This window comes from Cupriavidus sp. 05T313 (assembly GCF_056396665.1).
The window spans coordinates 17,898-29,473 of sequence record NZ_JBFTLX010000090.1 but is presented as its reverse complement, the minus strand read 5'-3'; the positions used below and the strand labels follow the sequence as shown (position 1 = coordinate 29,473).

10 protein-coding genes are annotated in these 11,576 nt (G+C 67.2%); 3 read left to right on the top strand and 7 right to left on the bottom strand.

Annotated features, from left to right (window positions below; genetic code table 11):
* From AC1DKD_RS20035 to AC1DKD_RS20015, 5 genes are all read right to left on the bottom strand, one after another.
* Nucleotides 1-523: ABC transporter ATP-binding protein (locus tag AC1DKD_RS20035; RefSeq protein ID WP_477143617.1), on the bottom strand; the 523-nt coding region annotated here is incomplete at its 3' end.
* 16 nt (nucleotides 524-539) lie between these two features.
* Nucleotides 540-1,442: an ABC transporter permease gene (locus tag AC1DKD_RS20030; protein WP_441628686.1), complete on the bottom strand. Its 903-nt coding sequence runs from the start codon at nucleotides 1,440-1,442 to the stop codon at nucleotides 540-542.
* A gap of 30 nt (nucleotides 1,443-1,472) precedes the next feature.
* Nucleotides 1,473-2,408: an ABC transporter permease gene (locus AC1DKD_RS20025; protein WP_441628684.1), complete on the bottom strand. Its 936-nt coding sequence runs from the start codon at nucleotides 2,406-2,408 to the stop codon at nucleotides 1,473-1,475.
* Between the two features lie 40 nt (nucleotides 2,409-2,448).
* Nucleotides 2,449-4,032, bottom strand: coding sequence for an ABC transporter substrate-binding protein (locus AC1DKD_RS20020; RefSeq protein ID WP_477143616.1), 1,584 nt, complete (start codon nucleotides 4,030-4,032; stop codon nucleotides 2,449-2,451).
* A 58-nt stretch (nucleotides 4,033-4,090) separates the two neighbouring features.
* The gene (locus tag AC1DKD_RS20015; RefSeq protein ID WP_441628680.1) at nucleotides 4,091-5,545 is read right to left on the bottom strand and encodes a M81 family metallopeptidase; all 1,455 of its coding nucleotides are present in this window, start codon (nucleotides 5,543-5,545) and stop codon (nucleotides 4,091-4,093) included.
* A gap of 340 nt (nucleotides 5,546-5,885) precedes the next feature.
* Between AC1DKD_RS20015 and AC1DKD_RS20010 the strand changes: the two genes are divergently transcribed.
* Nucleotides 5,886-6,626, top strand: a complete 741-nt coding sequence (locus AC1DKD_RS20010; protein WP_441628678.1) for a helix-turn-helix domain-containing protein — start codon at nucleotides 5,886-5,888, stop codon at nucleotides 6,624-6,626.
* A gap of 309 nt (nucleotides 6,627-6,935) precedes the next feature.
* Nucleotides 6,936-8,147, top strand: a complete 1,212-nt coding sequence (locus tag AC1DKD_RS20005; RefSeq protein ID WP_441628676.1) for an HD-GYP domain-containing protein — start codon at nucleotides 6,936-6,938, stop codon at nucleotides 8,145-8,147.
* Nucleotides 8,148-8,192: 45 nt separating this feature from the next.
* On the opposite strand, the gene AC1DKD_RS20000 is transcribed toward AC1DKD_RS20005, so the two are convergent.
* Entirely contained in the window at nucleotides 8,193-9,833 is a 1,641-nt protein-coding gene (locus AC1DKD_RS20000) for an acyl-CoA dehydrogenase family protein (RefSeq protein ID WP_441628674.1), read from the bottom strand.
* Between the two features lie 109 nt (nucleotides 9,834-9,942).
* On the opposite strand from AC1DKD_RS20000, the gene AC1DKD_RS19995 reads away from it, so the two are divergent.
* On the top strand, nucleotides 9,943-10,626 hold the full coding sequence (locus tag AC1DKD_RS19995) for a TetR/AcrR family transcriptional regulator (RefSeq protein ID WP_441628672.1): 684 nt from the start codon (nucleotides 9,943-9,945) through the stop codon (nucleotides 10,624-10,626).
* 153 nt (nucleotides 10,627-10,779) lie between these two features.
* Here the strand turns inward: AC1DKD_RS19995 and AC1DKD_RS19990 are convergent, their stop codons facing one another.
* Complete coding sequence (locus AC1DKD_RS19990) at nucleotides 10,780-11,574, bottom strand: peptidylprolyl isomerase (protein WP_477143615.1); 795 nt, start codon at nucleotides 11,572-11,574, stop codon at nucleotides 10,780-10,782.
* Between the last annotated feature and the right edge of the window lie 2 nt (nucleotides 11,575-11,576).

Below are 11,576 nucleotides of genomic sequence, written 5' to 3'. Positions count from 1 at the left end.
GCGCGGTGGTGGGCTCGTCGGCGATCAGCACTTCGGGGTTGCAGGCCAGCGCCAGCGCGATCATCACGCGCTGCCGCATGCCGCCGGACAGCTGGTGCGGATACTCGTTGACGCGGCGCTCGGGCTCGGGGATCTGCACCAGGCGCAGCATTTCCACCGCGCGCCGCATCGCGCCGGCACGGCTTGCACCCTGATGCAGGCGCACCGTCTCGGCGATCTGGCGGCCGATCGTGAGCACCGGGTTCAGCGAGGTCATCGGCTCCTGGAAGATCATCGAGATGCGGTTGCCGCGGATGCGCGCCGGCGGCGTCGGCAGCAGCCGCATGACCGACAGTGCCGTCACGCTCTTGCCGCAGCCCGACTCGCCAACCACGCCAAGGGTCTGGCCGGCGCATACCGTGTAGGAGACGCCGTCGACCGAGCGGGCGGGGCCGGTGAGCGTATCGAAATGGGTGTAAAGCTCGTCGACTTCGAGCAGCGGCTCGCCGGTGGCCATGGCGGCGCGGGACATCGTCATCGTCATGAATGCGCTCCCTGGTTCAGAGTTGCCGCGCCAGGCGCGGATCGAGCGCATCGCGCAAGCCGTCGCCCAGCAGGTTGATCGCCAGCACCGTCGCGGCCAGCAGGATGCCGGGGTACAGGATGATGTGGAAGGCCACGGCCACGAAGTTGCGGCCCTCGGCCATCATGTTGCCCCAGCTTGGCGTCTGCGCCGGGACGCCTACGCCGAGGAAAGACAGTGCCGCTTCGGTCAGCACGGCGGCGGCGGCCACGAACGTGGCCTGCACGATCAGGGGCGCCACCATATTGGGCACCACGTGGCGCGCCAGGATCACCGGCAGGCGGGTGCCTACCGCATGCGCCGCCTCGACGAAGAGCTGCTCGCGCAGGGTCAGCGCCAGCGAGCGCACCAGCCGCACCACGCGCGGAACCTCGGGGATGGTGATGGCGACGATCACGGCGGTCAGGCTGGCCTGCGTGACGGCCATCAGCGCGATCGCCAGCAAGATGCCGGGGATAGCCATCAGGCCGTCCATCACGCGCATCACGAAGGCATCGGCCCAGCGCACAAAGCCCGCGGTGAGGCCGAGCAGCACGCCGAGCACGGTCGCGAGCAGGCCGACCGAGAGGCCGACGATCATGGAGACGCGGCCGCCCCAGACCGCGCGGCTGAACACGTCGCGGCCCAGCGCGTCGGTGCCGAACCAGTGCTCGGCCGAGGGCGGCTGCATGCGCGCCAGCGGGTCGATGTCCTGGGGGTCGATGGTGGCAATCCAGGGCGCGCCGATGGAGAGCACGGCGATCGCGATCAGCAGCAGCGCGCCGATGATCAGCGTGGGATGCTTGCGCGCCCAGTGCCAGCGCGGCAGCACGAAGGGCGCGTCGTCGGCGGCCACCCCTTCGGGGGCGGCGCCTTCGGTCACGGGCAGGGAAGTGGTCATGTCAGCAGGTCTCGCGGCAAGGAAAGGCGCTCAGTACTTGATGCGCGGATCGAACAGCCGGTAGCTCAGGTCGATCATCAGGTTGATCAGCACGTACACGCCGGCCGAGATCAGCAGCACGCTCTGGATCACCGGGTAGTCGTGACGCTGTACCGAGTCGACCACCAGGCGGCCGACGCCGGGAATGGCGAACACGGTCTCGGTAACGACCACGCCGCCGATCAGCAGCGCGATGCCGACGCCGATCGTGGTGGCGATCGGGATCGCCGCGTTGCGCAGCGCATGGCCCAGCACCGGCAGCACGCCCAGGCCCTTGGCGCGCGCGGTGCGGATGTAGTCCTCGTGCAGCACTTCGAGCACGGTGGCGCGCGTCATGCGGGTCACCAGCGCGATATAGACCAGCGCCAGATTGATGCAGGGCAGCACCAGGCTGCGCAACCATTCGCCGGCGCCGTCGGCAAGGCGCGCGTAGCCCTGTACCGGGAACCACGGCAGCTGGATGGCGAAGGCATAAACCAGCAGGTAGCCCACCAGGAACACCGGCAGCGAGAAGGCCAGCACCGCGAACAGCATCACCAGCCGGTCGATCCAGCTGCCGGCGCGGTAGGCCGCCAGCGTGCCCAGCGGCACCGCGACCAGCAAGGTCAGCAGCATCGTCAGCGCGGCGATGGAGACGGTGGGCTCCAGGCGCTGCGCCAGCAACCGGGCCACCGGTACCTGGGTGAAGATCGAGGTGCCGAGATCGCCGGTGGCAAGCCGGCCGGTCCACAGCGCGAACTGCCGCCACAGCGGCTGGTCAAGGCCCAGCGCGCCGCGCAGCCTGGCGATGTCGTCGACCGTCGCGAGGTCGCCGGCGATCAGCGCCGCCGGGTCGCCCGGCGACAGGTGGATCAGCAGGAATACCACCACGGCTACCACCGCCATCACGGGTAGCGTCGCGGCCAGGCGTCTGAGCAGGTAGCCCATCGTCGTGTCTCCTCGGTGGGGTCGTTCTTCGTTCTCTTTCTTACTTGTCGAGCATCCAGACCGTGGGCATGCCGGCCCACAGCTTGTCGATGCCCTTGAGGCTGGCGCGCGCCGCGAAGGCCGCCGAGTACTGGCCGGCGTTCACGTAGGGCACGGCCTCATAGGCGCGCTTCTGGAACGCATCGAGCAGTTCCTTGCGCCTGGCCGGCACGGTCTCGCGGATCCAGGCTGTGCGCAGCTCGTCGAGCGGCTTGTCGCAGGGCCAGCCGGGCAGGCTGTTGCCGCAAGCGGCGCTGAGGTAGGCATTGGTGACCGGTGAATTCGAATCGAACTCGCCCGCCACGGTCACGTACATATTCCAGCCGCCGGCCTCGGGCGCGTCGCGCTTGGCGCGGCGCGCGCCGATGGAGGCCCAGTCCATGTTCTGCATGTCCACGTTCATGCCCATGCTGCGCATGGTCTGCGCCGCCATCAGGGCTTCGGCGTTGAGCTGGGGCACGTCGGTCGGTACCAGCACCACCACCTTCTCGCCCTTGTAGCCGGCCGCGCCCAGCAACTGCTTGGCGCGGGCCAGGTCGGCCTTGCGGTAGGGTTCGGCACCGGCCGACGTATCGTTGGCGCCGCCGCAGATGAAATAGGTGGCGCAGTAGTTCATGCGCATATCGAGCGGATACCCCATGGCCGCGGTGAAGCGGTCCTGGCTCACTGCCTGCAGGAAGGCCTGGCGTACCTTCGGGTTGTTGAAGGGCGGATGGAGCTGGTTCATCACCAGCACGCCCTGGTAGGCGCCGCCCGAGCCGATCTTGACGCTGGTGTCGGCACGCAGCGGGGCGATATAGTCGGGCGGCACCTGTTCGACCAGATCGACCTCGCCGCGCTTGAGCGCCGCGATGGCGCTGTTGGCGTCCGGCAGGTAGAGCCATTCGACGCGCTCGAACTGGCTCTTCTTGCTGCCGGCGAGACCGCTCGCCGGTTCGCTGCGCGCCACGTAGTGCGGGTTGCGCACGAATACCGCCTTGTTGCCCGGTACCCATTCGTCGCGCTTGAAGACGAAGGGGCCGGAGCCGATCACCTCGGGCAGCGGCGCGGTGGCTGGCATCCTGGCCAGGCGCTCGGGCAGGATCACCGGGGGARATCCCGAGGGCTTGGCCAGCGCGTCGAGCACCATGCCAAAGGGCTCCTTGAGCGTCAGCGTGAAATTGCGCGCGTCGACGGCCTTCCACTCCGCGCCGGCATCGCCCATGGCGCGGCCCAGGCTGTCGCGCGCGCCCCAGCGCTGCAGCGATGCGACTGCGTCGGCGGCAGTGACGGGGCTGCCATCCGAGAATTTCAGGCCGGGGCGCAAGGTGAAGCTCCACTGCTTGCCGTCCTTCGAGCTGCTGTACTTCTCCACCATCTGGGGCTGCGGCTTGCCGCTTGCATCCTGCGCGAACAGCGTGTCGTACACCATGTAGCCGAAGTTGCGCGTGATGTAGGCCGTGGTAAAGGTCGGGTCGAGGATCTTCAGGTCGGCGTGCGCCACCACCTTGAGCGTCTTGGTCTGGGCCAGCACGGGAAGGCTGGCACCAGCCAGGGCGAGGGCGCTCGCCGCGAGGGCGGCGGACAGCGGGGCATTCAGTTTCATCTGCGAGTCTCCTTTGTCGTCGTTATCGTCGTTATCGTTGTAGACAGGCGGGCGGTGCTCAGGCCGCGGCGCTGTCGAGCGGCCACTTGGGACGGCGAACCTTGCGGTAGGGCAGCGTTGTGAGATCGAGCGTCACGGCACCGGGGGCGCCCGCGTAGATCACGTGCTTCGCCACCTTCGAGAACGACGCGTAGAAATGCTGCGAGGACTTGACCACGATGATCTTCTTGCGGGCAAGGTCGCATCCCAGCTGTGTGAAGAGGTCCGTGCCCATCGCCTGGTTGCGCAGCGTGATCAGCACGATGTCGATGCCGTTGGCTTCCACCAGCGCGCAGTCGCCCATCTGTACCGGGGTGTTCGACAAGCCGGTCATGACCATGTCGGCTTGCAGCGCCTTGACCGTGCAGTCCAGGTCCAGCGGATCGCCCGAGAGAGGGCTGATCTTGCCGCCGATTCGCATCGCCAGCCGCGCGCCGACGCCGGCGTCGAAGGCGATGCGCGCCGCGATCGGGTCCCACATCGGGCCGATCGCCGCGTTGCCGATGCCGCGCTCGATCATGCGGCGCAGGATGAAGGTGGAGTCGCTTGCCGCGCCGCCGCCCGGGTTGTCGGCGCCATCGGCCAGCACCACGGGTCCGCCGTCGAAGGCCAGCGCCTCGTCGAGCGCGGTGTCGATGTCCGGGTAGGGCACCGTGAGCGCCTCGCGCATGCCGATCAACTCATCGGCCAGCTGGCGGGCCAGCGCATCGGCCCTGGCCTGGTCGCCATCGGTGTAGACCAGCACCTTGGTGCCCATGCCCGGCACGTCGCCCCAGGAGAAGCCGTGCGCTATGGAGACCGACAGCACGCCGTCCCGGCCTTCCAGCGACTGGATGCGGTCCACGAAGCCGCGCGCGGGCTCGCGCGAGGTATGGACGGTGACGATCATCTCGCAGTCGACCACCGACGCCACCGGCCGGACCTTGCCTTCCACCTTGGCCGCGCACAGGTCGACCAGTTCCAGCGCGCGCTCCAGCACGTCGGTGTGCGGGTATTCCTTGAAGGCGATCAGCAGGTCGGCGTGCGCCACCATCTCCGGCGTCAGGTGGCTGTGCGGATCCAGCTCCGCGCCGATCACCACGCCGGGCCCGACCATGGCCCGCACGCGCTGCAGAAGGTCGCCCTCGCAGTCGTCGTAGCCCTCGGCCACCATCGCGCCGTGCAGGCCGAGCAGCACCATGTCCACCGGCAGTGCCGCGCGCAGGTCGGCCAGCAGTTCGTCGCGCAGGGTTTCGTAGGCATGGCGGGTGGTGGTGCCGCTGGGCTGCGCGCCGGCCACCATGCCTTCGGACAACTGCCAGCCGCGCTCCTTGCCACGCAGCCGGGCGGCCCACAGCGGGCCGGAGAAGAAGGTCATCTGGCCGGGATGCTGGCCGGCGGGGAAGTAGCCGCGGTCCCGGAAGGAAGCGAGGCCCGTCGGCATCGGCGCGAAGGTGTTGGTTTCGGTGGCGAGGGAGGCACTGAAGACACGCACGGTGGTGAACTCCTGGTTGGGCGGTTGGAGGACAGATGCGATTCAGGTCGATGCTGCAGCGCGGGCCCGTTCTCGGGTAAGCCCGGACGAGGCGGGAAGCGCGGGCGCCAGCGCGGCGCAGGTTTTGCCCCAGCGCCGCCAGTGTCCGGATGCCATGGCCGCCCTGGCCCGCGACCCGGATGACAGGACGCGAGTGCTTTGGAATGCGAGTGAGTGTATTCAAGAATTTGCGAATATGCAAATTGCGAATACGCAAATTTTCCACTAGAGTGAGCAGCATGGGATGTACCCGGCGGTGCCGTCTGATAGCATCCGGCCCAACGGAAAAAAGGACGCAGGCTTGAAAACACATATCGCCCCGGGGCGCGGCAGCGACGACAGCGACGAGTCTGGCGACGACTCGCGCACGCTCGACCGCGAGACCTTTGGCAAGCGTCTGCGCACGGCGCGCAAGGCCTTCGGCTGGACGCTCGCRCACCTCGCCGAACTCTCCGGTGTTTCCATCACCACCATCTCGCGCGCGGAACGCGGGCAACTTGCATTGGGCTACGAGAATTTTGCCGCGCTGGGCAAGGCGCTGCAGATGGATATGGGCTCGATGTTCGCCGGCGCGGGCGTGAAGACGTCGCCGTTCCAGGGGCCCGTCGTGACGCGGGCCGGCGAGGGCGTGACCTACCGGGGCTCTTCGTTTTCCTATGAGTTTCTTGGCACCGAGGCGGTGGGCAAGCAGATGAGCCCGGTGATCGGCACCGTGCATGCGCGCCGCATCGAAGGCCCCGAGGACTTCGCCCGCCATCCCGGCGAGGAATTTGTCTACGTGCTCACCGGCGAGGTCGAGGTGCATTTCGACAACGGCGAGAAGGTGCACCTGGCGCGCGGCGACGCGCTGTACTTCGATGCCCGCATGGGCCATGCCTACGTCAGCGTAAGCCGGCAGCTCGCCAGGGTGGTGGGCGTGACCACCAGCGAAAGCAGCTTCATGAAGTCAGCCCAGGCCGGGGAGGCGGAGGCCGCGCCAGCGCGTGTCGTCAGGCGGCCCCGGGGGAAGGCCGCTGCCGGCAAGGGGCAGGGCAAGGGCTGAGGTGCCCGCGTCAGCGCCGGCTCCGTGGAGCCGCGCGGCTTCGCCCCGGATCCATCCACCGTAATCCCTGCTGCCCTGTGAGGCTTATGTTCGGCCTCGCCGCGCCCGGGCCGGAAGCGTCGTGCGTCGATGCGCCGGTTTCCCGGCTAAGTCCGTTCCTGGAAACTACCGATTGTGGGCAAAATCATAGCCATCCCGCATGGCGGGGCTGGCGTTGGCGGCACGGAAAGAATCCGTCAGCCCTAAAGTATTCCGGCTTGCTGCCGTTAAGCGACCACGCCTTATTCAATCTGTACGCGAGGAGCTGGCATGCTGAAGCGGATCAAGACCCGGCAGCTTCAAGTTGGAATGTTCGTGGCCAGGGTGGGCGGGCCATGGATTGAGCATCCCTTCTGGCGGTCGCGGTTCCTGGTGAACAGCCAGGAACAGATCGACCAGATGATTGCCTCCAAGGTCGAGGAGGTATGGATCGACCTGCTCAAGGGCAAAGGCATTCCGCCGCCCGTGCAGCTGGCGGCAACCGGATCGCTGAGCGTGAAACCCGTGGCCGACGAGCCGGCCAGCGCCGTGCCGCAATCGGCGGTATCGCTGGAGGTGGAGTTCGGGCTCGCGCGGGAAGTCATGAAGAACGGCAAGGCGGTGGTCGGCTCGATGTTCACCGACGCCCGCATGGGCCGCGCGCTCGAAGTGGAGGGCGCCCTGATGCTGGTCGACTCCGTATCGAATTCGCTGACGCGCCATTCGCAGGCCCTGATCGCGCTGGCGCGGCTCAAGGTCCGGGACGACTACACCTATCTGCATTCCTTCGCGGTCTGCGCGTTGATGATCGCGCTCGGACGTACCCTCGGGCTGGACAATGGCGAGGTGCAGCAACTCGGCCTGGCGGGCCTGGTGCACGATATCGGCAAGATTTCCATTCCCACCCAGGTACTGCACAAGCGTGGCGACATGACCGCCGCGGAGATGGCCATGGTGCAGCGCCATCCGTCCGTCGGCTATCGCATCCTCAACGAGGCCAGGCTCTACAGCAATATCCCGCTCGATGTCTGCGTGCACCATCACGAACGGATCGACGGGCGCGGCTATCCGTTCGGCCTGCATGGGCATGAGATCAGCGTGCACGCCAAGATCGCGGCGGTGTGCGACACCTATGACTCGCTGACCTCCAGCCGCCCGGGGCACCAGGCCTGGACGCCGGCGCGGGCGCTCGAATACATGGCGGTGCGGGTCGATACCTTGTTCGACCGCACCGTGTTCCAGGCTTTCACCAGGTCGATCGGCATCTATCCGCTGGGCACGGTGCTGCGCTTGCGCTCCGGACGGCTGGCGGTGGTGTTTGCACAGAACGACAACGAGCCGCTGCGCCCGCGGGTCAAGGTGTTCTACTCGCTGAGCGAGGCCGCGCAGGTGGGCCCCGAAACACTGGACCTGAGCGAGGCGGAAGACACCATCGTGAGCTTCGAGGACCCGGCGCAATGGGGCTTCCGCGACGAACAACTGCTGGAACTCTGCGCAGCCTGACCGGCGATCCATCCTGCGAGGCGCATCTTGTCCGCAAGGACAGCGTCAGGCGGCCCAGGCCTGTTCGAGGATGCGCGCGGCATCGCCACCGCCCGCGCTGATGCCCATGACGGCACCCCATTCCGGGTCGAAGCGGCTGGCCAGGAAGGCGCCGGCGGTGGCCGCATCGGCATGCTGGAGCATCAGGCAGGCCTGGGCGGTCAGCACCAGCCGCGCGGTGGTGCGGCGGGCCTCGGCCTGCTGCTCTTCCTCGGGCAGGCGCAGCGCCGCGCGCAATGCCGCCACGCTGGCCTGGATGCGCGGCTCGCCCGCGCCCACGACGCTCATCTGGTCCAGCACGCGCAGGTAATCCTCTGGGTTGCGGCCGATGGCGCGCAGCACGTCCAGGCACATCACGTTGCCCGAGCCTTCCCAGATCGAGTTGACGGGCGCTTCGCGGAACAGCCGGCCCATCGGGCCTTCCTCCACATAGCCGTTGCCGCCGAAAACTTCCATTGCCTCGCCGGTCATTTCAACCGCGCGCTTGCAGATCCAGAACTTGGAGGCGGGCGTGAGGATGCGGCGCCATGCGAGACGGGCGGGATCGCCGGTGGCTTCGAAGGCGGTGGCCAGGTCCATCGCCAGCAGCATCGCGGCTTCCGCCTCCAGCGCCATGTCGGCCAGCAGCCTGACCATCAGCGGCTGGCGGATCAGCGGCTTGCCGAAGGCGCTGCGGTGGCGCGCATAGTGCAGGCACTGCACCAGCGCCTGGCGCAGGAAGCCCGCGCTGGAGAGTGCGCAGTTCAGGCGGCTGTAGGTGGCCATCTCCAGGATGGTGGGAATGCCGCGGCCCTCGTCGCCCACCATGATGCCCCAGGCTTCACGGAATTCCACTTCGCTGCTGGCGTTGGAACGGTTGCCCACCTTGTCCTTCAGGCGCTGGATCTCGATGGGGTTCTTGCTGCCGTCGGGCCGCCAGCGCGGCACGAAGAAGCAGGAGGAGCCGGCTTCGGTATTGGCCAGTACCAGGTGGGCATCCGACATCGGCGAGGAGAAGAACCACTTGTGGCCAGTGATCAGGTACTCGGCGCCGCGTCCCTCGCCGCGGCCGGGTACCGCGCGGGTGGTATTGGCGCGCACGTCGGAGCCGCCTTGCTTCTCCGTCATGCCCATGCCTACGTTGATCGACGGCTTTTGCTCGATGGGGATGTCGCGCGGATCGTAGGCCGGGGTCAGCAGCTTGCCGCCGAGCTGCGCGAACAGGTCCGGCTCCTTGCGCAGCACGGGGATGCAGGCCTGGGTCATGTTGGTGGGGCAGAGCGAGCCGGACTCGATCTGGCAGTGCATGTAAAGCGAGGCTGCATACGAGGCCCAGGCGGACGGGCGCGTATCGGCGAAGGGCAGGTTGGCCAGGCCGCTCCTGCGCGCGATGGTCATCATCGCGTGCCAGCCGGGGTGGAAGCGGACCTGGTCGATGCGCTCGCCGATGCGCGAGTGCGTATGCAGCTCGGGGTGGTGGCGGTTGGCATCCTCGGCGTGGCGGATGGTTGCCTCGGCGCCGAGTACCGCGCCCTGGCGTTCAAGCTCGGCTTCGTTCCAGGCCGCGCCGGCGCGTTCCACGGCACGCCGGATGCCGGGGTCGCTGGTGTAGAGGTTGTAGTCCTTGAGTTCGGGGACCTGGTTGGTGATGGCATGGGTGGCGTTCATTGCGGGCTGTCTCCTTGGGCCGGACTGGCAGGGCTCGCTGCCGCCCGTTAGATTCGAAAGGTCATTCTAGATACAATGCCCAGCCTGCATGTTCGGCTTTCGGAGCACCATGAACCCACAGCAGAAAGGCCCGGAAAAACCTCGCCGCAAGCCGGTGCAGTCGCGCTCGTGGCAGACCTCGCTGGCCATTCAGGAGGCCTTTGTTCGGCTTTTGGCCGGGCAGGATTACGGGCAAGTGACGATTCGCGCCATCGTCGACCTGGCCGGGGTGGGGCTGGGTACCTTCTATGAGTACTTCGGCAGCAAGGAAGAATTGGCCCGTGTTTGCCTGCATCTGCGTGCCAAGCGCATCGTGCAGTCCATGGACGAATGCCTGGCGCAACGCCGGGGCGAGCCCATCGCAGTGATCGTGGACGCGCTGATTGCCGTCAATGTCGGGCACCACCGGGAGACGCCGGAGCGGTGGGGGCCGGTCTACCTGCTGGAGCGGCACTATTCGGGGCGCGCGGCGTATCGAAAGATGTATGGGAGGTTCGTGGTGCTGTGGAGCCGGGCGCTGCAAAGCGCCGCCGACGCGCCGCCAGCCCCGGTGATCGAGGAGGCCTCGGTGACGCTGCAGGCCATCGTCTACGGCCTGATCTCGCATGCCTGCATCGACGAAGGGGAGGAAATCGATTTTCCGCGGCTGATGCGGCGGCTGCGGGGGGCTGCGCATGGGTATCTGGGTACGCTGGGCGAGCCGCCCGAGGTACTGAACGAAGCAGGCAAGACGCGCCAAAACCGTCTGAAATGACGACGGCTGTCACTCCCTCTCCCCCGGCTTGCTCTCCCACAAGTGGGAGAGGGGAGCAAACATGCGGTTGAAGTAAGCCGCAGCCGCGGGCCACAAAAACAAAACCGGCGCCATCGGCGCCGGTTTCGTCTTACTGCCAGGGCTGAATCCAGCTTACTGGATCTTGGCCTTTTCCTTGAKCGACTTCATCATCRCCTGGAACTGCTCGCGCTGCCAGTYCTGGTCGCCCATCAGCATCTGYWSCAGCTGCGGCTTGACTTCTTCGAAGGWCGGGATCTTGGCGTCGCGCACGTCGTCGAGCTGGATGATGTGCCAGCCGAACTGGGTCTTGACCGGGGTCTCGGTCATCTGGCCCTTCTTCAGCCCCGTCATGGCGGCGGAGAATTCCGGCACGTAGCTGCTGCTGTTGGCCCAGTCAAGATCGCCGCCGTTGGCCGCGGAGCCCGGGTCCTTGGACGAGGCCTTGGCCAGGTCTTCGAACTTGGCGCCGGCCTTGATCTTGGCGATGATGGCGCGCGCGTCGGCTTCTTTTTCCACCAGGATGTGGCGGGCGTGGTATTCCTTGCCGCTGCCGAACTGGGACTTGATCTTGTCGTATTGCTTGCGCAGTTCTTCGTCGCTGGCGCCGTGGGTCTTGACGTAGTCTTCGAAGACGGCACCGGCCAGCACATTGAGCTTGGCCTGTTCCAGTTGTTCCTGCAGGTCATCGCGCTGGGTCAGGCCGCGCTTGTTGGCTTCCTGCAGCAGCAGCTCACGGTCGATCAGCATGGTGCGGGCACGGTCGCGCAGTTCTGCGCTGGGAGGCTGTCCGGTGCCGGCTATCAGCTTGTCCAGCTTGGCCGAGGGGATCGCCTTGCCATTCACGACGGCGGCGTTCTGGGCGAGGGCGGGCAAGCTGCCAGCGGCAAGCACAGCCGCCAGGCTGAACGAGAGGACTGTGGTCTTCATGG

Excerpts from the sequence above, each read along its gene's own strand:
- AC1DKD_RS20030 (WP_441628686.1), bottom strand. The coding sequence starts at position 1,442 with ATGACCACTTCCCTGCCCGTGACCGAAGGCGCCGCCCCCGAAGGGGTG.
- AC1DKD_RS20025 (WP_441628684.1), bottom strand. The coding sequence starts at position 2,408 with ATGGGCTACCTGCTCAGACGCCTGGCCGCGACGCTACCCGTGATGGCG.
- AC1DKD_RS20005 (WP_441628676.1), top strand. The coding sequence starts at position 6,936 with ATGCTGAAGCGGATCAAGACCCGGCAGCTTCAAGTTGGAATGTTCGTG.
- AC1DKD_RS20000 (WP_441628674.1), bottom strand. The coding sequence starts at position 9,833 with ATGAACGCCACCCATGCCATCACCAACCAGGTCCCCGAACTCAAGGAC.
- AC1DKD_RS19995 (WP_441628672.1), top strand. The coding sequence starts at position 9,943 with ATGAACCCACAGCAGAAAGGCCCGGAAAAACCTCGCCGCAAGCCGGTG.